This window comes from Brevibacterium sp. 'Marine', from assembly GCF_012844365.1.
Taxonomy (GTDB): domain Bacteria; phylum Actinomycetota; class Actinomycetes; order Actinomycetales; family Brevibacteriaceae; genus Brevibacterium.
The window spans coordinates 2,190,948-2,217,658 of sequence record NZ_CP051626.1; the positions used below are offsets into that span (position 1 = coordinate 2,190,948).

Genomic DNA, 26,711 nt, shown 5'->3' on the forward strand with positions numbered 1-26,711 from the left:
TGCCGCTCAGCCGAGCACGCTGAAGTCTCCGACCAGTCCCCCGCGCCCGGTCAGCGCTGCCAGGACGGCGTTTCCGGTTCCGCCCTGCACCGCGAGTTCCACGGCGATCGCCAACGAGTCCCGGAGCGCAGCTGCGAGGACTGCGGGTTCGACTCCGAGTGCGGCGGCGATGTCGATTCCGTGGACGACGAGTTCGAAGGTCCGCGTGCGCACATAGTCTCCGGCCCGCATTCCCCCGCCGATCGTCATGATCGTCGCATCCGCGGCTGCGGGGCTCAGCGCGGAGATCGTGGCCAGTGCAGAGTCGCACAGGGATGCGAACGCGTCCGCGGGCCGTGGCCCGAGAGCCTCCCCCGAGGCGACGCCGCGCGCGAGGACGACGGCATCGACTCCCGGTTGGGACAGGACCTCCCGGAAGTAGTCCTCGGGACTGCCCAGGTTCGGATTCGCTCGTCATGTCGTCAGCCCAGGCGGATCGCGATGAGTGTGCCGCTATCACCGTGCCGCCCTTTCAGCACACGCGCTGCCGGCCCGACGCGGCAGGGTCAGTGGGCGGCGGCGTGCCAGGAGCGGCCGGTGCCGACGTTGACGTCGAGGGGCACATCGAGCTCGAACGCCGACCCCATCTCCTCCGTGACGATCGTCGTCACCTCGTCGATCTCATCAGGCCGGACGTCGACGATGATCTCGTCATGAACCTGCAGCAGCATCGGCGAGTGCAGGTCCTGCAACCGCGCGGCGACCCTGAGCATGGCGATCTTCATGATGTCGGCGGCCGACCCCTGGATCGGTGCGTTGAGTGCGGCGCGTTCGGCCATGTCCCGCAGCTGTCGGCGGTCACTGTGCAGCGCCAGCAGATAGCGGCGGCGGCCCATGATGGTCTCTGTGAACCCCTTGGCGCGGGCCTGTTCGACGATGTCGTCGAGGTAGTCCTTGACGGCCCCGAACCGTTCGAAGTACTGGTCCATCAGCCCCTTGGCTTCATCGACCCCGATCGCCAGCTGCCGGGAGAGTCCGTAGGCGGAGAGTCCGTACACCAGCCCGTAGGACATGGCCTTGACCTTCGAACGCATCTCGGAGTCGACTTCGTCGATGCCGACGCCGAAGACCTTCGAGCCGACATAGGAGTGGAGGTCCTCGCCGTCCTTGAACGCCTGGATGAGCGCGCCGTCGCCGGACAGGTGAGCCATGATCCGCATTTCGATCTGCGAATAGTCGGCGGTGAGCAGAGTCCCGCCCGACACCTTGGGATCGGCGATGAAGATCTCCCGGATGCGTCGACCCGATTCGGTCCGCACCGGAATGTTCTGCAGGTTCGGATCCAGCGAGGAGAGCCGTCCCGTGGCAGCCACGGTCTGCTGGTACGTGGTGTGGATGCGGCCGTCGTCGGCGACGGTCTTCAGCAGTCCGACCACGGTCTGCTTGAGCTTCGTCGAATCCCGGTAGGCCAGCAGATGCTGGAGGAAGGGATGTTCGGTCTTGACGAACAGTTCGGCCAGGGCTTCGGCATCCGTCGTATAGCCGGTCTTCGTCCGCTTGGTCTTGGGCATATCGAGTTCGTCGAAGAGCACGGTCTGCAGCTGCTTGGGAGAACCGAGATTCACCTCGTGGCCGATCGCGTCGTAGGCTTCCTGCGCGCTGGCTTCGGCCTGTTTCGTGAATTCGTCGATGAGATTCGACAGTCCATCCTCGTCGACGGCGATTCCGGTCGCTTCCATCCGCGCGAGCACGGGCACGAGCGGCAGCTCGATCTCGCGGTACACCTGCGTCATGTTCGCGTCGTCGACGGCGGCGGCGAGCACCTCGTGGACTTCGAGCAGAGCGGCGGCGCGTTGACCGTGCGTGGTCACCGCGGCATCCGAATCGAGGTCGAGGGCGAGCTGTCCGGAATCGGCTTCGGGTTCGCTGAGGTCGATGCCGGCGCGGTCGGCGGCGATCTGCCCGAGCTCGTAGGAACGGGCATCAGGAACGAGGAGGTAGGCGGCCAGAGCCGTGTCCCCGGCGACATCGGTCACGGACAGCCCCATCGACTCCCACGCCTTGATCTGCAGCTTCGAGCTGTGGAGGATGAGCGCATGCCCGCCCAGGGCGGAACCGAGCTTGCCGACGGCTTTCTGCCCCGCCTCGGCGAGGTCGACGACCCACGCCTGCCCAGGTTCGGCGGAGACCGCAAGGGTCCGGGCCTGACCGTGGCCGAGCTCGAAGGAGGCATCCGAATCGAGCGCGAGCACATCGTGGTCGGCGATCTTCGACAGCAGGGTGTCGATGTCGAGGGTCTCGATGGTGGTCTCGCGGGCCGGGGCCGGCTCGGAATCGTCTCCGGCCTCCGGGAAGATCGCGGCCAGACGCTTGCCGAGGGCTTGGAACTCGAGCTGATCGAACAGGCTCGACAGTTCGGCCGGGTCGCCTTCGCCCCAGGCCAGGTCGTCGAACTCCAGTCCCAGGTCGACGTCGTCGAGGAGGCGGTTGAGACGGTAGTTCCGCTCCACCTCGGTGATATGGTCGCGCAGCTTCTCCCCGACCTTGCCGCCGATCTTGTCGGCGTTGTCCAGCACGCCGGGCAGGTCGCCGTGGGCGGTGAGCCATTTGGCAGCGGTCTTGTCACCGACTCCGGGCACGCCGGGCAGATTATCGGCCTTCTCACCGACGAGCGCGGCCAGCCCCCGGTAGTTCGCGGGGCTGACCCCGTACTTCTCCTCGACCGCGGCAGGAGTCATCCGGTTGAGATCACTGACTCCGCGTTTCGGGTAGAGGACCGTCACCCGGTCGGAGGCGAGCTGGAACGAATCCTTGTCTCCGCTCATCACCTCGACGAACGAGCCGGCCTCGGTGCCCATCTTCGCCATCGTCGCCAGGGCGTCGTCGGCTTCGAAGCCCTCCTTCGTCACGACCCGGATGCCCATCGCCGTGACGATGTCCTTGATGAGGTCGATCTGCGGATGGAACTCGGGCGGAGTCTTTGCCCGGCCGGCTTTGTACTCGGGGTACTCCTCGAGGCGGAAGGTCTGGCGGCCGAGGTCGAAGGCCACGGCCACATGGCTGGGTTCCTCGTCGCGGAGGACGTTGATGAGCATCGAGATGAAGCCGTAGATGGCGTTCGTCGTCTGACCGGTGCTGGTGGAGAAGTTCTCGACCGGCAGGGCATGGAAAGCCCGGTAGGCCAGGGAGTGTCCGTCGATGAGCAGGAGGGATTCGTTTGAGTGACTCACATGGCATAGCCTAGCGTTCGAAGCTGACTTGAAGGAGAACCGATGCTGCGTCCCGACGTGTCCCTGACTACTCACACCACATCTGAGGAGATCGACACGCTGCTCGAGCAGCTGCGTGGGCCGGGCTCCGGTGGTGAGCTGGCCGAGAGGATGGGAATCGAATTCGTCGAGCTCGCCCATGACCATGTCGTGGCCACGGCCCCGGTCGTCGGCAATCGGCAGCCGATGGGACTCTTCCACGGAGGCGGCCACGTCGTACTCGCCGAGTCGCTGGCATCGATGCATTCGTACCTGCTCTCCGGGGGTAGGAACGTCGTCGGAGTCGATCTCAATGCCACTCACCTGCGTGCTGCGCGTGAGGGCGTGGTCACCGGTCGCGCCGAGGTGCTCCACCAGGGACGCACGATCGTCTCCCATGAAGTGAAGATGACCGACGAGGCGGGGCGGCTGCTCTCGATCGTGCGGATCACGAACATGATCCTGAAGACCGAGCCGAAGGGCTGAGGTCCGAACCGAAGGGCCGAGGCGAAGGGCCGAGGCGAAGGGCCGAGGCGAAGGGCCGAGACAGGACCCTCCGCAGCGAACGCAGAAGGCCGACGAATCCATCTCGGGATTCGCCGGCCTTCTTGGGTTCCGGGTCCGGACCTGCCTGGTCCGGAAGGTGGCTACTTCTTGCTGCCGATCTGCTTGAGCACGGTCTCGGCGACCTCGCGCATCGTCAGTCGGCGGTCCATCGAGGTCTTCTGGATCCAGCGGAAGGCCTCGGGTTCGCTCAGCCCCATGGACGTCTGCAGCAGGCTCTTGGCGCGTTCGACGAGCTTGCGGGTCTCGAAACGTTCTGTGAGATCGGAGATCTCGGACTCGAGCGAGCTGATCTCGGCGTGACGCGAGAGCGCGATCTCCAATGCCGGGATGAGGTCGGCCGAGGTGAACGGCTTGACGACATAGGCCATGGCACCGGCATCCCGGGCACGCTCGACGAGCTCCTTCTGCGAGAAGGCGGTGAGCAGCACCACGGGCGCGATGCGGGCGCGGGCGATGCGCTCGGCCGCGGAGATTCCGTCGAGGATGGGCATTTTGATGTCCATGACCACGAGGTCGGGGCGCAGCTCCTCGGCCAGGCGGATGGCGGATTCGCCGTCCGCAGCCTCACCGACGACGTCATAGCCGACTTCGCGGAGCATTTCTACGATATCGAGACGAATCACGGCCTCGTCTTCGGCCACGACTACGCGGCGGACCGGCACGGACTCATCTGAAGTTGATTCTTCGCTGTTTGAAAGCACGTCACCAGTCTAGACCAGGCGCTCAGCGTCGTGGCCAGCGGACCGGTAAGTTTCTTCTGTGAGGGTGGCCACGGCCGGTGACGGTGGCCACCGGCGGGCATCCTCGGCGGGTGGCGAATGTGCAATCGGTCCGCGCGCGCAGTAGAATCGTCCCGTTGCACAGGCGGTCCTGACAGGACAGCTCGTGACGAGCCGGATTGGCGGAATCGGTAGACGCGGTGCACTCAAAATGCATTGTCGAAAGACGTGCGGGTTCGAGTCCCGCATCCGGTACAGACGAAGGCACTGTCGACCATGTTGTCGACAGTGCCTTCTTGCATTCCCTCGGGGGTGTCAGCACCCGCGGGCTCGAAGTTCATACGCACTGATCAAGATCACTACCTATGATTTTCGAACCCGCTCGTGCACACGGTTCGGCTCATTCGGCCGATTCAGCGCCGCACGCCGAGGGTGACGACCTCCGTCCCGCTCTCACGCGCCGCCCGGATGAGCGCTGCCATCAGCCCCTTCCCCACTCCACTGCCCTGCGCCTGCGGGGCGACTGCGACCTCTTCGCTGTCGACATGGGGTCGGAAGGCCGGCCCTCGACGAGGCGGCCGAGCAGCGATGTCACCTGCAGGACATCGGGCTCGGCCGGTCCCTCGGCTGAGAGGAGATCAACTCCGGCTGTGGGCATCCTCGGTGCGGGTCTCGTCGACATCGGCAGCTTCCTCGGTCGGAACGTAGCCGTTGATGCGCGGGGCATCGAAGCGTTCGACGTCCAGGATCTCATGACGCTTGGCCACGATGGCCGGCACGAGTGCCTGGCCGGAGACGTTGAGCGCGGTGCGGCCCATGTCGACGATCGGTTCGATGGCCAGCAGCAGACCGACACCCTCGAGCGGCAGACCCAACGTCGACAGCGTCAGGGTGAGCATCACGGTCGCCCCGGTCGTGCCGGCCGTGGCGGCCGAACCGATGACGGCGACGAAGATGATGAGCAGGTACTGGATGAGAGAGAGGTCGATGCCGAAGAACTGAGCGACGAACACCGCCGCGATCGCCGGGTAGATCGCCGCGCAGCCGTCCATCTTCGTCGTTGCGCCGAAGGGCACGGCGAAGGCGGCGTAGGAATGGGGCACGCCGAAGTTGTCGGTGGCGACCTTCTGCGTCACGGGCATGGTGCCGATCGAGGACCGGGAGACGAAGCCCATCTGCGTGGCCGGCCAGACTCCGGAGAAGTACTGGCGCACTGACAGGCCGTTGGCACGAGCCAGGGCTGGGTAGACGACGAAGAAGACGATCGCGAGGCCGACATAGACGGCGACGACGAACCACAGCAGCGATCCCATCGTGGACCAGCCGTAGGAGTTCACGGCGTTGCCGATGAGGCCGAGCGTACCGATCGGAGCGATCCGCACGATCCACCAGACGACCTTCTGAACCACGGCCAGAGCCGCCTCGGTGAACTGGAGGAACGGCTCTGCGGCCTTGCCGACCTTGACCGCGGCGATGCCGATGGCGCCGGAGACGATGATGAGCTGGAGGATGTTGAAGTTGACATCGGAGGTCAGCGCTCCGGCCTCATCCGCCGACGTGGCGACCTCGAGTCCGAGGAAGTTCACCGGGATCAGTCCGGTCAGGAAGGCCAGCCAGCTGCCTTGGGAATCGGGAGCGCCGGTGCTCAGCGACGCAGCATCGGCATGGGCGCCGGGCTGCATGACGATGCCGATGATGAGTCCGAGGATGACGGCGATCAGCGCCGTGAGGGCGAACCACAGCAGGGTCGACACCGCAAGCCTGGCGGCATTGGTGACCTTGCGCAGGTTGCCGATGCTCGCGATGATCGCAGTGATCACCAGCGGTACGACGGCGGCCTTGAGCAGGGTGACGTACGACGAGCCGATGGTGTCCAGGGTCTGGCCGAGCCAGTTGTCAGCACTGTCGCTGACCGGTCCCCATGAGCGGGCGATGAGCCCGAGGATGACACCGGCGATGAGTGCGATGGTCACCTGCACTCCGAAGGACTTGCTCCACGCGGGCAGTCTCATTGAATTCCTCTCCTAGCGGGTCCTCCCCTCTGTGATCCGCAGGGAGGATTGGGCAACAGAGAGCACAACTGTTGAGCAATCCGCGAAATTCCTCGATCCTCTGTGAGCTGCCTCGCACTCCGGAACCAGTTCGCGACCCGAACACACAGAGACGCCGGCGGAACCTGCCCCGTGGGAACGAGGCGGGTGCCGCCGGCGCTTCGGACCGCATGATCAGTGGCGGGGCGAGTGGCCTTCGCGCACGATCGGCACCTCACGGGTGATCGGCGCTTCGGCGACGACCCCATATCCGGCCAGCGGATCCTCTTCCGAGTCCGAGGCGTCCTGGTATGCGGCCGTCACACCCTTGGCGGCGTCGCCGATGGTGTGGATGCGCAGAGCGTTCGTCGAGCCGGGGATCCCGGGAGGCGAACCGGCCACGAGGATGCTCTGATCGCCTTCGCGGGCCGTGCCGTCGGCGAGCAGAACGGCGTCGACCTGCCGTGCCATCTGGTCGGTGTGCCGCACGGTCTTCACGAGGTACGGCCGGACTCCCCAGGTCAGCGCCAACTGGTGACGGACCTGCGGGTCGGGCGTGAAGCCGAGGATCGGCCAGGCCGGGCGCAGACGCGACATGCGCCGCACGGAGTCGCCGGTCTGCGAGAAGGTGCACAGAAGATCGATATCCAGCTGCTGAGCAATCTGCACGGCCGCCGCGGTGACGGCTCCGCCCTTGGTATGCGGGACGGTGCCCAGCGCCGGAATCCGCTCGAGACCGTGCTCCTCGGTGGAGCCGATGATCCGGCTCATCGTCCGGATCGCTTCGACCCAGTGCGCACCCACCGAGGTCTCGCCGGAGAGCATGAGTGCATCCGCGCCGTCGAGGACGGCATTCGCGCAGTCGCTGGCCTCGGCGCGGGTGGGCCGCGGAGCGTCGATCATCGTCTCGAGCATCTGTGTGGCCACGATGACGGGCTTGGCCTGTTGACGGGCGATCTCGACGGCCCGCTTCTGCACGATCGGCACCTGCTCGAGCGGCAGCTCGACGCCGAGGTCGCCGCGGGCGACCATGATTCCGTCGAAGGCGTCGATGATCTCATCGAGCTGGTCGACCGCCTGCGGCTTCTCGAGCTTGGCGATGACCGGAGCGGTAATTCCGACCTCGTCCATGACCGCACGCACATCGTTCATGTCCTCGGGGCTGCGGACGAAGGACAGGGCGACCCAGTCGAAGCCGAGCTGCAGCCCCCACTTGAGGTCGTCGACGTCCTTCTCCGACAGAGCGGGAACGGAGACCGGGACTCCGGGCAGGTTGATGCCCTTGTGGTTGGAGATGGTTCCGCCGATCTCGACCTCGGTGACCACGTCGGTGGCGGTCACCTCGGTGGCGCGCAGGCGCAGGCGCCCGTCGTCGATGAGCAGCGGATCTCCCACGGACACGTCTTCTGCCAGGGTCGGCAGGGTCGTGGATACGAGATCCGCGGTGCCGGGGACATCACGGCTGGTGATGGTGAAGGCGGCCCCTTCGACGAGCTCTTCCTTCCCGTTGGCGAAGGTGCCCACGCGGATCTTCGGACCCTGGAGGTCCAGCAGGACGGCGACGGGGCGTCCGGTGTCGAGTGCGGCCTGGCGGACCCAGGCGAACTTCTCTTCGTGCTCTTCTCGTTTTCCGTGGCTCAGATTGAATCGGGCGACATCGACGCCTTCATCGACGAGCTCGCGGATCTCTTCATAGGAGTTCTGGTTCGGACCTAAAGTTGCGACTATCTTTGCACGCCTCATACGCTCCACCCTACCTAAAGTCTCAGCCGGCGGTTTCCACCGCTCTTCGCTGGTCACGGGCGGTGCGGGTGCGGCACTTCACTGTGCCGCACTCACCACCCTTTCTCAGTGTCTGACATGAACTATCTTAGCATTTGAACCCTTCGTCGGTGGGCTGCACGGGTGCCGGCAGCCTCGTCGACCCGGTGAGGAACCGGTCGACTTCGGCGGCCGCGGCGCGCCCCTCGGCGATGCCCCACACGATGAGCGACTGTCCGCGTCCGGCATCGCCGGCGACGAAGACTCCGGGGGTCTCCGAAGCGTAGGAGCCATCACGGGTGAAGGCTCCGGTCTCGGCGACGTCGAGACCGAACGATTCCGACTCCGGTCCGGAGAATCCCAGCGCCAGCAGCACGAGATCGGCCTCGAGGACGTGTTCGGTGCCCGGTGTCGGAATCCGGCGGCCGTCGACGAACTGGGTCTCGGCGACCTCGATCCCGCTCACGCGGCCGGTGTCGTCGCCGACGAAGCGCGTGGTCGAGGCGAGGTACTTCCGCGTTCCGCCCTCCTCGTGCGAGGACTGGACTTCGAAGACGCGAGGAACGGTCGGCCACGGATCGCTCTCACTGCGTTCGGCGGGCGGCTGGGCGCCGATCGCCAGCGTCGTCACAGAGGCCGCCTTCTGGCGCAGGGCCGTGCCCAGGCAGTCGGCGCCCGTGTCCCCGCCGCCGATGATGATGACGTGTTTGCCCGCGGCATCGATGAACGCCGACGAGTCGGCCTCGGGTCCGCGATGATCGCCCGCCTGATCCCGATTCGAGGGCACGAGGTAGTCCATGGCGAATTCGACCCCGTCGAGATCGCGGCCGGGGATCGGCATGTCGCGCGGAACCGTCGCACCCGTGCACACGATGACGGCATCGAAGCTCGAACGCAGGGATTCGAGCGTGACATCGCGTCCGACCTCGACCGAGGTCTTGAAGCGGGTGCCCTCCGCACGCATCTGATCAAGTCGACGATCGATGTGGTGCTTCTCCAGCTTGAAGTCCGGGATGCCGTAGCGCAGAAGTCCGCCGAGGCGGTCGGCGCGTTCGTAGACGACGACCGTATGCCCGGCTCGGGTCAGCTGCTGGGCCGCGGCCAGCCCGGTGGGACCGGATCCGATCACGGCGACCGTGTGGCCCGTGATCCGCTCGGGGATGATCGGCTGGATGAGACCGGCCTCGAAGCCCTGATCGACGATCGTGACCTCGACCTGTTTGATCGTCACTGCCGGCTGGTTGATGCCGAGGACGCAGGCGTTCTCGCACGGGGCCGGACAGGCACGCCCGGTGAACTCCGGGAAGTTGTTCGTCGCGTGGAGCAGTTCGACGGCGCGCGGGAGCTCGCCGCGGTACATCGCGTCGTTGAATTCCGGGATGAGGTTGCCCAGCGGGCAGCCCTGATGGCAGAAGGGGATGCCACAGTCCATGCAGCGTGATGCCTGCCGTCGCAGCTGCTCGGGATCACCCGCCTCGTAGACCTCCTTGTAGTCCATGAGACGGATCGGGACGGGGCGCCGCTTCGGCAGCTCCCGGTGTTCGACGGTGAGGAATCCGTGCGGATCAGCCATTGGTGGCCTCCAGAATCGTGTGCCAGGCCTCGTCCGAGTCGACGGCCTTGCCGGCCGCGACGAACTCGTCCTGGATGTCTTTGACCGTCGCGTAGGCGACGGGGATGATCTTCGTGAAGCGGGAGAGGACGTCCTGTCCTCGGCGCAGTCCGTCGAGGAGCTCGCGGGCCAGCGGTGAGGCAGTCCATTCGACATGCTCACGCAGCAGCCGCTCGAGGATCTCCATATCGTCCACGCCGACACCGGTGAAGCGGAAGACGCCGGCCGCCCGCTCCTTCGGATTGAGTCGGGCCGGATTGAAGTCGAGCACATAGGCGGTGCCGCCGGACATGCCTGCGGCGAAGTTCCGGCCGGTGCCGCCGAGGATGACGGCCACACCTCCAGTCATGTACTCGAGGCCGTGGTCGCCGATGCCCTCGACGACCGCCTCGGCGCCGGAGTTGCGGACGAGGAACCGCTCCCCCACCTGTCCCGAGACGAACAGCTTGCCAGCCGTCGCCCCGTAGCCGAGCACATTGCCGGCGATGACGTTGTGTTCGGGTCGGGTGGGGTTCTCAGCATGCGGCCGAACGCTGACGATTCCTCCGGACAGGCCCTTGCCGACATAGTCGTTCGCATCACCGTGGAGTTCGATGCTGACCCCCTGCGGCAGGTAGGCGCCGAGGGACTGTCCGGCAGTTCCGCGCAGCTCGAGCCGGATCGTGTGCTCCGGCAGGCCCGCTTGCCCGTGGGCGAGAGTGACGTGATGGCCGAGCAGGGTGCCCGCCGAGCGGTCGGTGTTCTCGATCGCCGAGGTGATCGTCGTCTCCGTGCCCTGAGAGATGGCGTCTCGGGCCTGCTCGAGCAGGCGGAGGTCGAGCTCTTCGGCGAAGTCGCGGTCGACGGGTTCACCGCATTTGCGTGCGACGTCGGAGCTGCCGTGGAGGTCGACTGGGACCTTGAGGATCGAGGCGAGATCGAGGTCGAGCCCCATTGCGGCCGCCCGCTCCTCGTCGATTCTCAGCCGCTCGACCGCGCCTATGGCCTCATCGAGGCTGCGCAGGCCGAGCGCCGCCAGGTAGGCGCGGACCTCCTCGGCGATGAAGGTGAAGAAGTTGACGACGTGATCGGCCTGACCGTGGAAGCGCTCGCGCAGCTTCGGGTTCTGGGTCGCCACACCCACCGGGCATGTGTCCTTGTGGCACACGCGCATCATGATGCAGCCGGAGACGACGAGGGCCGTGGTCGCGAACCCGAACTCCTCCGCGCCGAGCAGGGCTGCGATGATGACATCCCGGCCGGTCTTGAGCTGACCGTCGACCTGTACGCTGACCTTCTCGCGCAGACCGTTGAGCACGAGGGTCTGCTGGGCCTCGGCGAGGCCGAGCTCCCAGGGAGTGCCCGCGTGCTTGAGCGAATTGAGCGGACTCGCTCCGGTTCCGCCGTCGTGCCCGGAGATGAGGACCACGTCGGCACCGGCTTTCGCCACTCCGGCAGCCACCGTGCCCACACCGATCGCGGACACGAGTTTGACGTGGACCCGGGCCTTGGCGTTGGCGCGGCCGAGGTCGTGGATGAGCTGGGCCAAGTCCTCGATCGAGTAGATGTCATGGTGCGGCGGAGGCGAGATCAGCCCGACGCCCGGAGTCGCGTGGCGAGTCTTCGCGATCCACGGGTAGACCTTCGTCCCGGGCAGCTGCCCGCCCTCGCCGGGCTTGGCTCCCTGCGCCATCTTGATCTGCAGGTCGTCGGCCTCGGTGAGGTAGTGGCTCGTGACGCCGAAGCGCCCCGAGGCGATCTGCTTGATCGCCGAACGGCGCTCGGGGTCGATGAGCCGCTCGGTGTCCTCGCCGCCTTCGCCCGTGTTCGACTTGCCGCCGATCCGGTTCATCGCGATCGCCAGGGTCTCGTGGGCCTCCTGGGACAGCGAACCGTAGCTCATCGCTCCGGTCGAGAACCGCTTCATGATCTCCTCGGCCGGTTCGACCTCGGAGATGTCGATCGGGCCCGATTCGCGTGGAACGAGGTCGAAGAGACCGCGCAGCGTCATGAGCTCGCGCGACTGTTCGTTGATCTGTGCCGTGTACTGGCCGAAGATGTCGAAGCGTCCCGTGGCGGTGGAGTGCTGGAGCTTGAAGATCGTCTCCGGGTTGAACAGATGCTCCGGCCCTTCGCGACGCCACTGGTACTCCCCGCCGACGTTGAGGTTCCGGTGCGAGGGGCGGGGGTGATCATCGCGGTAGGAGTCCCCGTGGCGGGCACTCGTCTCCGCCGCGATCTCCCTGATGCCCCTGCCGCCGAGCTGGTGCGGAGTCGAGGTGAAGTACTTGTCGATGAATGCCTCGGACAGTCCCAGAGCCTCGAAGGTCTGCGCCCCGTGGTAGGACTGCACGGTCGAGATGCCCATCTTCGACATGATCTTGAGCAGTCCCTTGTTGAGCGCGGTGAGCACGTTGGCAACTGCGGCCTCTTCGCTGATTCCCCGGATCCGGTCCGAGCGGACGAGCGCCTCGGCGGATTCCATGACGAGGTACGGATTGACCGCGGACGCCCCGAAGGACACGAGGGTCGCGACGTGGTGGACCTCGCGGACGTCACCGGCCTCGACGATGATGCTCACCCTCGTCCGCGAGCGTTCGCGGACGAGGTGGTGGTGCAGCGCCGAGGTGAGCAGCAGCGACGGGATCGGAGCGAGATCGGCCGTCGAGTCCCGGTCGGAGAGGATGATGAACACGGCGCCGGCCTCGATCGCCGCGCTCGCCTCGGCGCACAGCGCCTCGAGACGCTCGGCCATCGCGTCCTCTCCCCCGTTGACCGAGTAGAGGCCGGAGAGGATCACGGAGGGGTGTGCGTTCTCCACGCCGAGGTGGCTGCCCTTGACGTGCGCGATCGCCGTGAGCTCGTCGTTGTCGATGACCGGCTGGTCGAGCAGGATGTGCGCGGAGTCGGGCTTCGAGAACTCGAGCAGATTGCCCTCTCGGCCGATCCCGGCAGCCATGCTCGTCACGATGTCCTCGCGGATCGAGTCGAGCGGCGGATTCGTCACCTGAGCGAAGTTCTGGTGGAAGTAGTCGAAGAGCAGGCGAGGTCGCTGGCTGAGCGCTGCGATCGCGGTGTCCGTGCCCATCGCACCCAGCGGTTCGGCCCCGGTCTCGGCCATCGGCGAGATGAGGATTCGCAGCTCCTCCTCGGTGTAGCCGAAGGTGCGCTGGCGGCGCCTGACCGAGGACTGCGGGTGAGTGACGTGGACGCGGGTGGGCAGATCCTTCAATCGCTTCGAGCAGCTGTCCACCCAGTCGGAATAGGGGTGCTCGGTGGCGAGCTGGTTCTTGATCTCCGTGTCGGAGATGATGCGCTCGGACTCGGTGTCGACGAGGAACATGCGGCCCGGGGTGAGGCGGCCGCGGGCGACGACCTCGGACTCGGGCAGATCGACGACTCCGACCTCGCTGGCGAGCACCACCGTGTCCTCGGTCATCACGTACCGGGCCGGGCGCAGACCGTTGCGGTCGAGGACGGCGCCGGCGAGCCGGCCGTCGGTGAAGGCCACACAGGCGGGACCGTCCCAGGGCTCCATGAGCAGCGAATGATATTCGTAGAAGGCCCGACGCTCCTCGCCCATGCCCGGATTGTTCTCCCAGGCCTCGGGGATCATCATCAGCATCGCCTGCGGCAGCGATCGTCCGGAGGCGACCATGAGCTCGACGACGGCATTGAACGACGCCGAGTCGGAGGCACCGGGCGGCACGATCGGGCACAGCCGGTCGAGGCTGCGCGAGGTCTCGGGCACGGGAGAGACGAGGAGTTCGGAGGCGAGCTTCGATTCCCTGGCCTGCATCCAGTTCCGGTTGCCGCGCACGGTGTTGATCTCGCCGTTGTGAGCGATCGTGCCGAATGGCTGGGCCAGCTGCCACGACGGGAAGGTGTTCGTCGAGAAGCGCGAGTGGACCAGCGCGATCCGCGACGTCAGCCGCTCGTCGCGGAGTTCTGTGTAGAACGAGGAGAGCTGACCGGTCGAGAGCATCCCCTTATAGGTGATGGTCCCCGGGGACAGCGAGGGAAAGTAGATGCCCGCGTGGTCGAGGCGCTTGCGCACGATGTAGGCGCGACGGGTGAGGTCCGCATCGTCACGGGCCGGGTAGCGCTCGTCGCAAGCGAGGAAGACCTGGCGCATCCGCGGCATGGTCGATCGGGCGATGTCGCCGAGCACACTGTCATCGTGGGGCACATCCCGCACCGCGTGGACGCGCAGGCCCTCCTCGGCGGCGATCCGGGCGACGAGGTCGTCCTGGGTTTCGTCGCCGGCCGCGGCGCCGTCGCCTAAGTCCGGGGACACGTTCTCCGACAGCGGCGGGGTTGCGGCCTTGAGATCGCGCCCGTAGTCCTGGGCGAAGAATCCGATGCCCACGGCGTACGCGCCGGGCTCGGGCAGGTCGATGCCGTCGGCGGCGAGCACCTCGGCGAAGTAGTCATGGGGCACCTGGAGAGTGATGCCCGCACCGTCGCCGGTGCCCTCGTCCGAACCGATGCCGCCTCGGTGCTCGAGCTTGCGCAGAGCGGTCAGGGCCTGTTCGACGACCTCGTGGTCGGCAGATCCGCGGTAGCGGACGATGAGGGCGAGGCCGCAGTTGTCGTGTTCGAGCGCCGGATCGTAGAGACCGATGCGGCCAGGCGGGGCCGTGGTCTTGGGGGTCGACTGAGCGCTGTGGTTCATATCCTGCCTTCTCGGTGTTGAGTGCTTCCCGAAAAGACGGCGCTGTCCCTTGCGGTGTGGACGAGTCCGAAAAACAGCGTTTCCGAACCCGGCTGTGAGATCACTCTCACAGCCGGAGTCCTAACTTACACCATGTGCAATTTCAGAAAAAGCAGAGAAAGGAACGAACAGCGAACCAATTCGTCTCATTTGTTGGACGTTCGCGGGTTCTCTTCGTGGGAGGCGGGCGCCGACTTTCCGCGCACATCGGGCACGATCGAGATCGCCGAGGTCACGGCTCCGAAGAAACCGAAGCTGTGGCGACCGCTGAGATCGATGTCTGATTCGCGCTCGATCTCCGAGTCGTCAGCCTCGGTGTCAGTCGCGGCGACGGGCACGTCCGCGCTCGCGCGGTCATCGGGGTCGGCCACCCGCGCCACGGATGGCAGCGGAGCTCCGGAGGTCTCGGCCGCCTCGGCGATATTGGGTGCATTGATCCCGAAGGTGTGCTTCCCACGGCGGTGGCGACGCAGCAGGGTGCGAGATCCGTGCGCGTAGACGCCGGTCTCATGGGTGCGGTGGCGCAGACGGGAGACGACGAGCCAGCAGAGACCGATGAGCAGGGCGAGGACGGCCGTCCATACGTTGAACGGCAGTCCCAGGAGGAGCCGTGCATCCTCGGCGGCCGGGCTGCCGACGCGCAGGGCTTCGAGCAGGATGCGGCCGAGGCCGAACAGGCACAGGTAGAGGGCGAAGACCTGGCCGTAGCCGAGCCGGAGGCGCTTGGAGACGATGATGAGCACAACGCAGGCGATGAGGTTCCACGCCGATTCAGTGAGGACCGTGACCAGTTCGAGGCGACCGTCGAACCAGTCGCTGAAGGCACCGGCGACGTGGCCGAGGATGAGTCCCGGTGCGACCGAGTCGAGCAGCGGTCGGAACCTGATGCCCTGGAAGCGGGTGAGCACCCAGACGGAGACGAAGCCGAGGATGGTGGCTCCCCAGAAGCTGAATCCCCCGTCCCAGAGGGCCAATGCCCGCAACGGGCTGCCGGCCGGGCCGAAATAGGTGTCCGCCGCCGAGAGCAGATGCCCGAGGCGTCCGCCGATGATCGCCGCAGGCAGACCGACGACCGTGATGGCCCACAGGTCTCCCTTATGGCCGCCGCGGGTGCGCCATTGGATGGCTGTCATCCACAGGGCGAGTCCGACGCCGAGGAGGGTGAAGACGGCCCATGCCGGGCTGAAGCTCATGCACACCCTTCTGCGAGCTCGGCGGCGAGGCGACCGACTCCGGCCACTCCCTCGGAGCCCAGTGCCCGGACGAGGGCGGAACCGACGATGACGCCGTCGGCGTATTCGGCGACCTCGGCCGCCTGGTCGCGATTCGACACGCCGAGGCCGACGCAGGCGCGTTCGGCTCCGGCTTCTTTCAGCCGGGCGACGAGATCGCGGGCATGGTTGTCGACTTCGGAGCGGACGCCGGTGACGCCCATGGTCGAGGCGGCGTAGACGAAACCGGAGCTGTGCTCGACAATGCGGGCCAGGCGCTCGGGCGTCGATGAGGGTGCGGCGAGGAAGATGCGGTCGAGGCCGTGCGTCTCCGAGGCTGCCAGCCACGGTCCGGCCTCATCGGGGATGAGGTCGGGGGTGACGATGCCGCCCCCGCCGGCAGAGGCGAGATCGCGGGCGAAGCTGTCGATGCGGTATTGGAGCACGATGTTCCAGTAGCTCATGACGACGGCGGTGCCGCCGGCCTCAGCGATGGCTTCGACTGCGGTGAAGATGTCCGTGGTGCGCACCCCGTTGTCCAAGGCAGCCTCACCGGCACGCTGAATGACGGGTCCGTCCATTCCGGGATCGGAGTAGGGCATTCCGACCTCGATGATGTCGACGCCGTTGCGGACGAGTTCGACCATGGCCTCGGTCGATCCCGCCACCGTGGGGAAGCCGACCGGCAGGTAGGCGATGAGCGCGGCCTTGCGGCCCGCCTCGGCGACGGCGTCGAGGGTGGTTCCTGTGCGTGGGCCTGAGTGCGTCATACCTGCACCGCTCCTTCGTCGATGTAGTCGAACCATTTCGCGGCGGTCGTCATGTCCTTGTCGCCGCGGCCGGAGAGATTGACCAGCAGGACCGCTTCGGGACCGAGTTCACGACCGATGCGGATGGCTCCGGCCAGAGCGTGAGCCGATTCGATGGCGGGGATGATGCCTTCGGTGCGGGAGAGCAGACGCATCGCCTCCATCGCCTCTTCGTCGACGACGGGCTCGTATGTCACCCGACCGGTGTCATGGAGGTGGGAGTGTTCGGGACCGACCGACGGGTAGTCGAGGCCGGCGGAGACCGAATGGGAGGCCTGGGTCTGTCCATCGGAGTCCTGAAGGATGTAGGTGGCCGAGCCGTGGAGGACGCCCGGGCGTCCCCCGGAGAATCGGGCTGCGTGATGACCGGAGTCGACCCCTTCGCCGCCGGCTTCGAAGCCGTAGATCCTCACGTCGGCATCGGAGAGGAATGCGGCGAAGAGTCCCATCGCGTTCGATCCGCCGCCCACGCAGGCGCAGACGGCGTCGGGCAGACGGCCGGTCAGCTCCTGGATCTGCTCGCGCGCTTCGATGCCGATGACCTTCTGGAATGAGCGGACCATCGCCGGGAACGGGTGGGGGCCGGCGACCGTGCCGATGACGTAGTGGGTGTCGTCGACGTTGGCCACCCAGTCGCGCAGGGCTTCATTCATCGCGTCCTTGAGCGTGCGCGTGCCGTTGGTCACGGCGTTGACCGTGGCGCCGAGCAGACGCATGCGCGCGACGTTGAGGGCCTGACGCTGAGTGTCCTCCTCACCCATGTAGACCACACAGGACATGTCGAGCAGGGCCGCCGCTGTTGCCGTGGCGACTCCGTGCTGACCGGCTCCGGTCTCGGCGATGAGACGGGTCTTGCCCATCCGCTTCGCCAGCAGCGCCTGAGCCAGTGCGTTGTTGATCTTATGGCTGCCCGTGTGGTTGAGGTCTTCGCGTTTGAGGAACACGCGTGCCCCACCGCAGTGCTCGGCGAAGCGTGTGGCCTCGGTGAGCAGAGAGGGACGGCCGATGTAGTTGCGCTGCAGGGTGAGCAGTTCGTCGGTGAAGGCCGGGTCCACCTGGGATTTGCGCCAGGTCTCTTCGATCTCGTCGAGCGCCGGGATCAGCGCTTCGGCGATGAACCTGCCTCCGAACTCGCCGAAGTACGGTCCTGTCTCCTGGCTCAAATCGGTCATTGCGGTCCTTCTCGATCTCCTCGTGGTGTCGTCGGGCGGGGCGGAGGGCCCCGCTGCGCCCGACGACCGGATGGGTACGGTATCGGCCCATCGTCGGCCACTTCCGGCAGCCGACGGGGGTGGGTTCAGGATGCGGACAGGGAGCGGCGTTCCCGGCCGAGCGCGGTGTACTCCTCGACCGCGGCCTGCGGGCGACCGCCGGTGACGAGAGCTTCGCCCACGAGCACGAGGTCGGCGCCGGCATCCGCGTACTTCGTCACCTCGGCGGCACCGGCGACACCGGACTCCGCGACGAGGGTGCATCCGTCAGGGGCGAGATCGGCCAGAGGCGCGAACCGGTCGGTGTCGACGCTGAGATCCTTGAGGTTGCGGGTGTTGACGCCGATGAGTTCGGCACCGAGCGCGGCAGCGATCTCCAGCTCTTCGCGGTTGTGGGTCTCGACGAGCGCGGTCATCCCCAGCTCCGTGGCCAGGGCATGGAAGTCGCCCAGCTGGATGGGGTCGAGGGCCGCGACGATGAGCAGCACGATATCGGCACCGTGGGCACGGGCCTCGTGGAACTGGTATTCGTCGACCATGAAGTCCTTGCGAAGGACCGGGATGTCCACGGCTGCCCGTACGGAGTCGAGGTCGGCGAGGCTGCCGTTGAAGCGGCGGGCCTCGGTGAGCACGCTGATGGCCCGGGCTCCGCCGGCGGCGTAGAGACCCGCGAGGGTGCCCGGGTCGGGAATCTGGGCGAGGTCCCCACGGGAGGGCGATTTCCGTTTGACCTCGGCGATGACGCCGAAGTCGGCAGACAGGTCGAAGCGGCGGACGGGCTCGGCGGCCGCGGCCAGAGCAGTGATCTCGCTCAGCGGAACCTCTCTCCGGCGTGCCTGCAGGTCGTCCCGCACACCGGAGATGATGTCGCCCAGAACTGTCATTTCTTCTTCGGCTTGTTGCCCAGCCCGACGGCACGCAGGATCAGTCCGACGACGACGCCGAGGGCGACGATGCCGATGGCGATGTACGTGATCGTGGGGTTGTGGATCGTGAAGCCCACACAGCCGACGCTCACGCCGATGAGCATGATGATGACTCCGGTCCATCCCGCCACCGAGTTGCCGTGACCGGGATCGGCGATCGCTGCGTAGTCGATCGTGGATTTGTCGAGATCTGCGGCCCCGTTGCGGGCGATGGACTGCGACATGGCGCTCCTTAGTGTGAGTGCGTGACACGCGTGTGGAATCTTTCCTCCATTGTGTCACGCTTCGTCTGCTGACCGGACACCGACCCGGTCACAAGGTCATTTCGAATCCCGCTCGGCATCGGGACCGTTCGGCTCTTCATCGTCGGGGGCGTCCTCGACGTCGTCCCCGCGGGACAGGGCGTCCCAGGTCGCGGCCGAATCGAACTCCCCGCCGGCGGATTCGGCGGTGCGGGCGTACCGGTTGGAGTTCGTCCACCCGTTCGAGGCGACGGCGACCCAGATGATGCCGATGACGCCGATGCCCGCGGCCACTGCCGCGATGATCGCCCAGGAAGTCGCTCCCGGCGCCGAGGCTGCGCTCAGGGCCGTGATCCCGTAGCCGATGCCGGCGATCCCGGCCAGACCGAGCACGACGAAGCGTCCGATCCGCCCGAGCATCGCGGCGAGCAGTCCCGAGACCGCGATGATCGCCACACAGGCGGTGGCCACGGGCGAGGACTGCGAGCTCGCATCCTCGGTGACCTTCGCCACACCGGTGGGTCCGAGTGTGTCGCCGCCGGCGCCGACCTGCCAGGCGGAGATCGTCAGCGCCCACATGGCGGCGGCGATGACGAGGACGATGAGGACTCCGCGTGATTTCGTCATGGCCTCACCTCCGGATTCCTTCCGTCGAATCCAGCGCATCGGCAGCGGCGGCGGCACGCAGCACTGCCGCGGCCTTGTTCTCCGATTCCTGGTATTCGGTCTCCGGCACGGAGTCGGCGACGAGCCCGCCTCCGGCGTAGACGCTCATCGTGCCGTCGCGGAGCACTCCCGTGCGGATGGCGATGGCGAGGTCGAGATCACCGGTGAAGGACATGTAGCCGACCACTCCCCCGTAGATTCCGCGACCGACGGGTTCGAGTTCGTCGATGATCTGCAGCGCCCGGGGTTTGGGCGCACCCGAGAGCGTCCCGGCTGGGAAAGTCGCCCGCAGGACGTCGATGGCGGTGGTTCCGGGTTCGAGTTCGCCCCGCACGGTCGAGCTGATGTGCATGATGTGGCTGTAGCGGACGATGTCCATGAACTCGCTGACGTCGATGGTGCCGGCCGCGCAGACCTTCGCCAGGTCATTGCGGGCGAGGTCGACGAGCATGAGGTGCTCGGCTCGCTCCTTCTCATCGGCCAAGAGCTCCCGGGCCAGGGAGTCATCGGCTTCCGGAGTGGTGCCGCGGGGGCGCGAACCGGCGATCGGGTGGGTGATGACCTCTCCGGACCGGACGGTGACGAGTGCCTCCGGTGAGGAGCCGATGATGCTCACCGGCTCGCCTCCGTCGTCGTGGAGGTTGAGCAGGTACATGAAGGGGCTCGGGTTCGCATGCCGAAGCATCCGGTAGACGCTCAGCGCGTCGGCGTCGCACGGGGTGTCGAAGCGCTGACCGACGACGACCTGGAAGATCTCGCCGTCGACGATCTTCTGCTTCGCCGTCTCCACACCGTCGAGGTACACCTGCGGCTGGGTGCGGGTGACCACCTCGGGATCGGCTTTCCGGGGGCGGAGGACATCGGCCGGGCTGGGCTGCCGGAGGCGGTCGCACATCGCGGCGATGCGTTCGACTCCGGAGGCGTAGGCGTCGTCGATGCCGGTATCGGCGCCGTTGACGTTGAACACGTTGGCCACGAGGGTGACCATTCCCGAATAGTGGTCGAAGACGGCGATATCGCCGGGGATCATCAGCTGCACGGTCGGCAGGTGGTGTTCGTTGGGTCGCGGCGGGCCGAGCCGCTCGAAGCGGCGCACGATGTCCCACCCGAAGTAGCCGACGAAGCTCGAGACCATCGGCGGCAGCTCCGATTCCGCTTCGGCCACGGCCAGGAGGTCGAGGGTGGCGGTGACCGCGTCGAGGACGTCGCCGTCGGTGGGGATGCCCACCGGCGGAGTGCCGGTCCAGTGGAATCCGTCCTCGGTGGAGATGAGGGTGGCCACGGGTGCCGATCCGATGAAGGAGTATCTCGCCCAGGACCCGGCGACCGCGGATTCGAACAGGAAGCTTCCCGGTCCGCCGTCGGTGAGTTTGCGGTAGAGACTCAGCGGGGTCTCCGAGTCCGCGAGCACCTGGGTGTGGACCGGCACCAGCCGATGGTCCGCGCCGAGGGCCCGGAACTGGTCGAGGCTGGGGCGGATCGGCAGGTCGGTCGGGTTCGCCGCTGGTTCAGTCGACACTGATGGTCCTTCCGGTGAAGCAGGTCGGGGTGTTCGTATGGCAGGCGGGCCCGGTCTGGTCGACGAGCATGAGCAGAGCGTCGGCATCGCAGTCGAGGCCGAGCGAGCGGACATGCTGGACATGGCCCGAGGTCTCCCCCTTCACCCAGTATTCTCGACGGGAGCGTGACCAATAGGTGGCCCGCTTCGTGTCCAGTGTGCGGGAGACGGCTTCGATGTCCATCCATGCGAGCATGAGCACCTCTCGGCTCGTCGCCTCTTGGACGATGACCGGGATGAGCCCGTCGTCATTGAGCGTGATGATCTCCCGCCAGTTGCCCGGGGTGGCGTCGATATCGCTGCTCATCGGACGTCGATTCCCTGCGCACGCAGTGCGTCCTTGACCTCGGCGATGCTCAGTGTGCCGAAGTGGAAGACGCTGGCGGCCAGCAGCGCATCGGCTCCTGCTTCCACCGCCGGGGCGAAGTGTTCGACCCTGCCGGCTCCGCCCGAGGCGATGAGCGGCACGTCGACGGCGGCGCGGGCGGCGCTGATGAGTTCGAGGTCGAACCCCTCACGTGTGCCGTCGGCGTCGATGGAGTTGAGCAGGATCTCGCCGACCCCGCGGTCGGCGGCTTCCCGGACCCAGTCGATCGCGCAGCGGCCCGTGCCCTGACGACCGCCGCGGGTGGTGACTTCGAACCCGGATTCCGTGCTCGCCCCCTGTGCGCGGCGCGCGTCGAGGGAGAGGACGAGGACCTGGTTGCCGAAGTGTCGGGAGATCTCGCTGATGAGCTCCGGGTTCTCGACCGCCGAGGTGTTGACCGAGACCTTGTCGGCTCCGTCGCGCAGCAGACGATCGACGTCGGCGACGCTGCGGATTCCGCCGCCGACGGTCAGCGGGATGAAGACCTCTTCGGCGCAGGCGCGGACGACGTCGTGGACGGTCTCCCGGTCTCCGCTGCTGGCGGTGACGTCGAGGAAGGTGAGTTCGTCGGCTCCGGATTCGCCGTAGCGGCGGGCGAGTTCGACGGGGTCGCCGGCGTCCTTGAGGTCGGCGAACTTCACTCCCTTGACGACGCGTCCGCCGTCGACGTCCAGACAGGGGATGACTCTGACAGCTACCACGCAGTCCTCCTAGATTCCCAGGCCCCGATAGCGATCCATCCGGCGGGCCAGGCGTCTGGCCGATGGTTCGCGCATGAGCGAGATGAGTTCGTATTCGAGTGTCTCACCGACCCGGGCGACGAAGTCCAACGGCTCGTCGCTGGCGTCGGGGTGTTCGGCGATGATCCGGTCGACGACTCCGTTGGCCTGCAGCATGGGGGCGTGCACACCTTGGTTCTGAGCCATTTCGGCGGCTCTCTCGGTGGTGCGGTGCACGATCGCCGAGGCGCCTTCGGGCGGCAGCGGCGAGAGCCAGCCGTTCTCGGCGCTGAGCACCCGGTCGGTGGGGATGAGTGCCAGTGCGCCGCCTCCGGAGCCCTCACCGAGGATGAGCGAGACGGAGGGGGCGTCGAGGTTCGCGAGGTCGGCGAGGCTGCGGGCGATCTCACCGGCGATTCCGCCCTCTTCGGCTTCCTTCGACAGGGCCGCACCAGGGGTGTCGATGACGGTGACGAGCGGCAGGCGCAGTTCCGCTGCCAGACGCATTCCGCGTCTGGCCTCACGGAGAGCCGCCGGTCCCATGGGGGCCCGGGAGTCCTGCCGGAACCGGTCCTGGCCGAGGACGATGCACGGTGCGGAACCGAACTTCGCCAGCGCCAGCAGCAGTCCGGGATCCTTCTCGCCCTCGCCGGTGCCGTTGAGCGGCAGCACGGTGTTCGCGGCGGTCCGCAGCAGGTCACGGACTCCGGGCCGCTCGGGACGGCGCGAGCTGGTGATCGCGGCCCAGGCATCGGAGTTCGGGTCGACGGTCGCCGGGGCCGTGTCCGGATTCGGCACCTGGCTCGGGACCTCCTGGGCGCCCATGAGCACATCGAGGACGCGGGAGACGGTGCCGGCGATGCGTTCGGGACCGATGACGGCGTCGACGATGCCCATCTTGTGCAGGTTCTCCCCGGTCTGCACGTTCTCCGGGAACGTCTCCCCGTAGATCGCCTCAAACACTCGGGGGCCGAGGAATCCGATGAGGGATCCGGGCTCAGCCACGGTGACATGCCCCAGCGATCCCCAGGAGGCGAAGACGCCGCCTGTGGTCGGATGGCGCAGGTAGACGAGGTAGGGCAGTCCGGCCTTGCGGTGGGCGATGACGGCGTTGGTGATCTTCACCATCGACAGGAAGGCGATCGTGCCCTCCTGCATGCGGGTGCCGCCCGAGGCGGGGCCGGCCAGCAGCGGCAGCCCTTCGAGGGTCGCGCGTTCGATCGCGTCGACGAGGCGTTCGGACGCGGCCACGCCGATCGAGCCGGCGAGGAACCGGAATTCGCCGGCGATCACGGCCACTCGGCGGCCGTCGATGGTGCCTTCACCGGAGATGATGGATTCGTCGACGCCCGACTTCTGCGCAGCGGCATCGAGTTCAGCCGAGTAAGCGGCCGAGATCCCGCCGGCGGGTCGGATGGGGGCGGAGTCCCAGGACAGGAAGGAGCCTTCGTCGAGGACGATGTCGACGAGTTCGAAGGCGTTGAGACGCGACATGAGGTCTCCCCCTCAGTTTCCGTCGGCGAGCCACGCCACGATGGATTCCGCGTCTTCGTCGAGCAGCGGCGGGGCGTCGTGAGCGGTGCGGGTGGTTTCGACCTCACCGGAGGCATCGGCGTCGAAGAAGCGCAGCGGCGGTCCGGGCAGGTCGATGTCGCCGAGCACCGGGTGGTCGACGGAGACCTTGAGTCCCTGGCTGAGTGCCTGATCCCACTGGTAGACCTCGGGCAGGGTGCGCACCGTGCCGGACGGGATTCCCGCCTCGGTGAGTCTGTGCAGCAGATCGGCGGCGTCGTAGGCGGAGAAGCGGTCTTCGATGAGTTCGATGACTGCGGGGCGGTTCTCCACGCGCTCGGAGTTGACGGCCATGCCCTCGGTGGCGGGATCGATGTCGAAGGCCGCACAGAACTTCTGCCACAGGTTCTCGTTGCCCACGGAGATCTGCACGGCGCCGTCGCGGCAGGTGAAGAGTCCGTAGGGCGACAGCGACGGGTGGTGGTTGCCGCCCGGCTGCGGTTCCTGACCGGCCACCGTGGCACGGGTTCCCTGGAAGGCGTGGACGCCGACCATTCCGGCGATGAGCGAGGTGCGCACGACCTTGCCCTTTCCGGTGCGTTCGCGTTCGAGCAGAGCCGCCAGCACGCCGTACGAGCCGTAGATTCCGGCGAGCAGGTCGGCGATCGGCACACCCACGCGCTGCATATCATCGGGCCCCGAGCCGGTCAGCGACATCAGGCCCGCTTCGCCCTGGGCGATCTGGTCGTAGCCGGCACGGGAGGCTTCGGGGCCGTCATGGCCGAAGCCGGTGATGGAGAGGATGACCAGGCGCGGGTTGATCTCCATGCAGCGGGCGGTGGAGAAGCCGAGTCGGTCGAGGACTCCGGAGCGGAAGTTCTCGATGAGCACATCGGCGCGTGCGATGAGTCCGGTCAGGGTGTCGTTGCCTGTCTCGGATTTGAGGTCGAGGGCGATGGATTCCTTGTTGCGGTTGCATGAGAAGAAGTAGGTGGCCTGAGGGTTGTCCGCAGGTCCGACGAAGGGAGGACCCCAGGACCGCGAATCGTCGCCCTTGCCGGGGTTCTCGACCTTGATGACACGCGCACCGAGGTCGCCGAACATCATTCCCGCATGAGGGCCGGCGAGTGCTCGGGAGAGGTCGACGACGGTATATCCGGTCAGGGGTCCCGCCGCGGTCTCGGGTGTCTCGTTCGCCATTCCTAGTCCTCCTTGAAGTGGGTGCGTCTGTTGATGAGCATACGCAATCGTGCGACATCCGCATGGGCGCGGCGACCGTCTGCATGCTGAATCGCCATCACCGCACAGGTGGTGCCGTCGGTGAGATCCAACAGGGGCCACGGGTCATCGCCCTCGGGTGAGAACGTCACACCGAGGATCTGTCCCCAGTCGAGTCGACGAGTGCGCACCATGTTCTTGACCACCAGGCCCTCCTCGGTGGGCCGAGCCTGAATATCGGAGATGCGCAGCAGGGCAGCTCCGAAGAGAATGCCCAGCAGGTTCATCCATACCATGTCGAGCACTGTCCACGGTTCCCAGTCCACGACGAACAGCGCCACGGACAGGACCGCGAACCCCGCGGTCACAGCAACGGCACCGACGATGCTGATGATGCGCACCTGTCGGGGCCGGAACACGGCAAGATCAGATTCGGCAGGCGCCAATGTTCGTCACCAGAATCGCACGCGCCCCGACTCCGTAGAGTCGGTCCATGACGTTGTTGACTTCCTTCGCTTCGACCATGACGCGCACGGCGACCCACCCGGTCTCCTGCAGCGGAGACACGGTCGGGGATTCGAGCCCCGGGGTCAGCGAGATCGCCTCGGGAACCAGGCGCTGTTCGATGTTGTAGTCGACGAGCACGTACTGGCGGGCGACCATGACCGATTCGAGGCGGCGTTTGAGCACGCCGATGCGAGATTCGGCGCCGTCGCGCTGGATGAGCACACCCTCGGATTCGAGGAGCGGCTCGCCGAAGGTTTCGAGTCCCGCGGCGCGCAGTGTGGAGCCGGTCTCGACGACATCGGCGATGGCGTCGGCGACTCCGAGCTGGATGGAGACCTCGATCGCTCCGTCGAGCTGCACGGTCGTTGCGGCGATGCCGCGTCGCTGCAGATCGGCATCCACGAGATTCGGGAAGCTCGTGGCGATGCGGGCACCGGCCAGCTGGTCGGGCGAGGTGAAGGAGCCGGTGGTGCCGGCGTAGAAGAAGCGCGAGGCACCGAACCCGAGCCCGAGCACCTCATCGGCTTCGGCCTGTGACTCGAGCAGCAGGTCACGGCCGGTGATTCCGGCGTCGAGGATGCCGGAGCCGACGTAGATGGCGATGTCGCGGGGACGCAGGTAGAAGAATTCGACTCCGTTGACCTCGTCCTGATGGACCAGTGTCTTGGTTCCGCGTCGAGTGGAGTATCCGGCCTCGCTGAGCATGTCGGAGGCGGCTTCGGACAGTGCGCCCTTGTTGGGCACGGCTACACGCAGCATGGGGTCCCTTGGAGTTCGATGGCGTCGGGTCGGTCGGATTCGTGGAAAGGTCTCAGAGGTGGGTGTTGACGTCGTCGAGGGTCAGTCCCTTGGCGATCATCATCACCTGCACATGGTAGAGCAGCTGCGAGATCTCCTCGGCGAGCTCGTCCTTGGTCTCGTATTCGGCGGCCATCCACACTTCGGCGGCCTCTTCCACGACCTTCTTGCCGATCGCATGGACTCCGGCGTCGAGTTCGGCCACGGTCTTCGAACCGGTGGGGCGATCGAGGGACTTCTGCTGGAGTTCGGCGTAGAGAGAATCAAAGGTCTTCACTTCTCCAGCCTAATGCATCCGCATTCGCCGCAGCGTACGGGGTCTCACGTTCCAAAACGCGCCAGGCTGGCAGCCGAGTGC

General features: G+C 66.7%; 22 protein-coding genes and 1 tRNA gene. 2 read left to right on the top strand and 21 right to left on the bottom strand.

What is annotated here, in order from left to right; translation table 11 throughout:
• Positions 1 to 6: 6 nt before the first annotated feature.
• Together HF684_RS09950 and polA are read right to left on the bottom strand one after the other, a co-directional pair.
• Positions 7 to 438 (bottom strand): maleylpyruvate isomerase N-terminal domain-containing protein, encoded by a 432-nt coding sequence (locus HF684_RS09950; RefSeq protein WP_169253860.1) that lies wholly within the window; start codon positions 436 to 438, stop codon positions 7 to 9.
• Positions 439 to 545: 107 nt separating this feature from the next.
• A complete protein-coding gene (gene polA, locus HF684_RS09955) occupies positions 546 to 3,209 on the bottom strand; it encodes a DNA polymerase I (RefSeq protein WP_169252338.1) in 2,664 nt (887 codons plus the stop codon).
• A 42-nt stretch (positions 3,210 to 3,251) separates the two neighbouring features.
• On the opposite strand from polA, the gene HF684_RS09960 reads away from it, so the two are divergent.
• Entirely contained in the window at positions 3,252 to 3,713 is a 462-nt protein-coding gene (locus HF684_RS09960; RefSeq protein ID WP_169252339.1) for a PaaI family thioesterase, read from the top strand.
• 161 nt (positions 3,714 to 3,874) lie between these two features.
• Here HF684_RS09960 and HF684_RS09965 read toward each other — a convergent pair whose 3' ends face one another.
• On the bottom strand, positions 3,875 to 4,456 hold the full coding sequence (locus tag HF684_RS09965) for a response regulator (RefSeq protein WP_025777798.1): 582 nt from the start codon (positions 4,454 to 4,456) through the stop codon (positions 3,875 to 3,877).
• A gap of 230 nt (positions 4,457 to 4,686) precedes the next feature.
• On the opposite strand from HF684_RS09965, the gene HF684_RS09970 reads away from it, so the two are divergent.
• Positions 4,687 to 4,768 (top strand) — tRNA-Leu (locus HF684_RS09970).
• Between the two features lie 383 nt (positions 4,769 to 5,151).
• Here the strand turns inward: HF684_RS09970 and HF684_RS09980 are convergent.
• From HF684_RS09980 to HF684_RS10065, 18 genes are all read right to left on the bottom strand, one after another.
• Positions 5,152 to 6,525 carry a dicarboxylate/amino acid:cation symporter gene (locus HF684_RS09980; RefSeq protein WP_169252340.1) on the bottom strand — a complete coding sequence of 458 codons (1,374 nt, stop codon included), beginning with the start codon at positions 6,523 to 6,525 and terminating at the stop codon, positions 5,152 to 5,154.
• A 213-nt stretch (positions 6,526 to 6,738) separates the two neighbouring features.
• Positions 6,739 to 8,286 (bottom strand): pyruvate kinase, encoded by a 1,548-nt coding sequence (gene pyk / locus HF684_RS09985; RefSeq protein ID WP_169252341.1) that lies wholly within the window; start codon positions 8,284 to 8,286, stop codon positions 6,739 to 6,741.
• Positions 8,287 to 8,413: 127 nt separating this feature from the next.
• On the bottom strand, positions 8,414 to 9,877 hold the full coding sequence (locus HF684_RS09990; RefSeq protein ID WP_169252342.1) for a glutamate synthase subunit beta: 1,464 nt from the start codon (positions 9,875 to 9,877) through the stop codon (positions 8,414 to 8,416).
• Entirely contained in the window at positions 9,870 to 14,570 is a 4,701-nt protein-coding gene (gene gltB / locus HF684_RS09995; protein WP_169252343.1) for a glutamate synthase large subunit, read from the bottom strand. The genes HF684_RS09990 and gltB overlap by 8 nt, the downstream gene beginning before the upstream one ends.
• Positions 14,571 to 14,755: 185 nt before the next feature.
• Complete coding sequence (locus tag HF684_RS10000; RefSeq protein WP_169252344.1) at positions 14,756 to 15,802, bottom strand: prolipoprotein diacylglyceryl transferase family protein; 1,047 nt, start codon at positions 15,800 to 15,802, stop codon at positions 14,756 to 14,758.
• The gene (gene trpA / locus HF684_RS10005) at positions 15,799 to 16,590 is read right to left on the bottom strand and encodes a tryptophan synthase subunit alpha (RefSeq protein ID WP_169252345.1); all 792 of its coding nucleotides are present in this window, start codon (positions 16,588 to 16,590) and stop codon (positions 15,799 to 15,801) included. Before trpA ends, HF684_RS10000 begins: the two co-directional genes overlap by 4 nt.
• Positions 16,587 to 17,801, bottom strand: a complete 1,215-nt coding sequence (gene trpB, locus HF684_RS10010; RefSeq protein WP_169252346.1) for a tryptophan synthase subunit beta — start codon at positions 17,799 to 17,801, stop codon at positions 16,587 to 16,589. The genes trpA and trpB overlap by 4 nt, the downstream gene beginning before the upstream one ends.
• 125 nt (positions 17,802 to 17,926) lie before the next feature.
• Positions 17,927 to 18,724, bottom strand: coding sequence for an indole-3-glycerol phosphate synthase TrpC (gene trpC, locus HF684_RS10015; protein WP_169252347.1), 798 nt, complete (start codon positions 18,722 to 18,724; stop codon positions 17,927 to 17,929).
• Positions 18,721 to 18,990, bottom strand: coding sequence for an HGxxPAAW family protein (locus tag HF684_RS10020; protein ID WP_101553490.1), 270 nt, complete (start codon positions 18,988 to 18,990; stop codon positions 18,721 to 18,723). The genes trpC and HF684_RS10020 overlap by 4 nt, the downstream gene beginning before the upstream one ends.
• Before the next feature lie 96 nt (positions 18,991 to 19,086).
• Positions 19,087 to 19,635: a Trp biosynthesis-associated membrane protein gene (locus HF684_RS10025; protein WP_169252348.1), complete on the bottom strand. Its 549-nt coding sequence runs from the start codon at positions 19,633 to 19,635 to the stop codon at positions 19,087 to 19,089.
• Positions 19,636 to 19,639: 4 nt separating this feature from the next.
• Entirely contained in the window at positions 19,640 to 21,193 is a 1,554-nt protein-coding gene (trpE, locus tag HF684_RS10030) for an anthranilate synthase component I (protein WP_248278871.1), read from the bottom strand.
• The gene (hisI, locus tag HF684_RS10035; protein WP_169252350.1) at positions 21,183 to 21,539 is read right to left on the bottom strand and encodes a phosphoribosyl-AMP cyclohydrolase; all 357 of its coding nucleotides are present in this window, start codon (positions 21,537 to 21,539) and stop codon (positions 21,183 to 21,185) included. The genes trpE and hisI overlap by 11 nt, the downstream gene beginning before the upstream one ends.
• On the bottom strand, positions 21,536 to 22,300 hold the full coding sequence (gene hisF, locus HF684_RS10040; protein ID WP_169252351.1) for an imidazole glycerol phosphate synthase subunit HisF: 765 nt from the start codon (positions 22,298 to 22,300) through the stop codon (positions 21,536 to 21,538). Before hisF ends, hisI begins: the two co-directional genes overlap by 4 nt.
• Positions 22,301 to 22,309: 9 nt before the next feature.
• Positions 22,310 to 23,812 carry a carboxyl transferase domain-containing protein gene (locus HF684_RS10045; RefSeq protein WP_169252352.1) on the bottom strand — a complete coding sequence of 501 codons (1,503 nt, stop codon included), beginning with the start codon at positions 23,810 to 23,812 and terminating at the stop codon, positions 22,310 to 22,312.
• A 12-nt stretch (positions 23,813 to 23,824) separates the two neighbouring features.
• Positions 23,825 to 25,030, bottom strand: a complete 1,206-nt coding sequence (locus tag HF684_RS10050) for a CaiB/BaiF CoA-transferase family protein (protein ID WP_169252353.1) — start codon at positions 25,028 to 25,030, stop codon at positions 23,825 to 23,827.
• Positions 25,031 to 25,032: 2 nt separating this feature from the next.
• A complete protein-coding gene (locus tag HF684_RS10055; protein ID WP_231488506.1) occupies positions 25,033 to 25,467 on the bottom strand; it encodes a PH domain-containing protein in 435 nt (144 codons plus the stop codon).
• 7 nt (positions 25,468 to 25,474) lie between these two features.
• Positions 25,475 to 26,314, bottom strand: a complete 840-nt coding sequence (gene hisG, locus HF684_RS10060) for an ATP phosphoribosyltransferase (RefSeq protein WP_025777814.1) — start codon at positions 26,312 to 26,314, stop codon at positions 25,475 to 25,477.
• 52 nt (positions 26,315 to 26,366) lie between these two features.
• A complete protein-coding gene (locus tag HF684_RS10065) occupies positions 26,367 to 26,630 on the bottom strand; it encodes a phosphoribosyl-ATP diphosphatase (protein WP_025777815.1) in 264 nt (87 codons plus the stop codon).
• Between the last annotated feature and the right edge of the window lie 81 nt (positions 26,631 to 26,711).

Bases quoted from the DNA above. Each gene is read 5' to 3' on its own strand.
- HF684_RS09990 (WP_169252342.1), bottom strand. From the start codon at position 9,877: ATGGCTGATCCGCACGGATTCCTCACCGTCGAACACCGGGAGCTGCCG.
- HF684_RS10020 (WP_101553490.1), bottom strand. From the start codon at position 18,990: ATGTCGCAGTCCATCGCCCGCAACGGGGCCGCAGATCTCGACAAATCC.
- HF684_RS10050 (WP_169252353.1), bottom strand. From the start codon at position 25,030: ATGGCGAACGAGACACCCGAGACCGCGGCGGGACCCCTGACCGGATAT.
- trpC (WP_169252347.1), bottom strand. From the start codon at position 18,724: ATGACAGTTCTGGGCGACATCATCTCCGGTGTGCGGGACGACCTGCAG.
- HF684_RS09960 (WP_169252339.1), top strand. From the start codon at position 3,252: ATGCTGCGTCCCGACGTGTCCCTGACTACTCACACCACATCTGAGGAG.
- hisI (WP_169252350.1), bottom strand. From the start codon at position 21,539: ATGAGCAGCGATATCGACGCCACCCCGGGCAACTGGCGGGAGATCATC.
- gltB (WP_169252343.1), bottom strand. From the start codon at position 14,570: ATGAACCACAGCGCTCAGTCGACCCCCAAGACCACGGCCCCGCCTGGC.
- trpA (WP_169252345.1), bottom strand. From the start codon at position 16,590: ATGACGCACTCAGGCCCACGCACAGGAACCACCCTCGACGCCGTCGCC.
- hisG (WP_025777814.1), bottom strand. From the start codon at position 26,314: ATGCTGCGTGTAGCCGTGCCCAACAAGGGCGCACTGTCCGAAGCCGCC.
- HF684_RS09980 (WP_169252340.1), bottom strand. From the start codon at position 6,525: ATGAGACTGCCCGCGTGGAGCAAGTCCTTCGGAGTGCAGGTGACCATC.
- pyk (WP_169252341.1), bottom strand. From the start codon at position 8,286: ATGAGGCGTGCAAAGATAGTCGCAACTTTAGGTCCGAACCAGAACTCC.
- trpB (WP_169252346.1), bottom strand. From the start codon at position 17,801: ATGACCGATTTGAGCCAGGAGACAGGACCGTACTTCGGCGAGTTCGGA.
- HF684_RS10025 (WP_169252348.1), bottom strand. From the start codon at position 19,635: ATGACGAAATCACGCGGAGTCCTCATCGTCCTCGTCATCGCCGCCGCC.
- HF684_RS10045 (WP_169252352.1), bottom strand. From the start codon at position 23,812: ATGTCGCGTCTCAACGCCTTCGAACTCGTCGACATCGTCCTCGACGAA.
- HF684_RS10000 (WP_169252344.1), bottom strand. From the start codon at position 15,802: ATGAGCTTCAGCCCGGCATGGGCCGTCTTCACCCTCCTCGGCGTCGGA.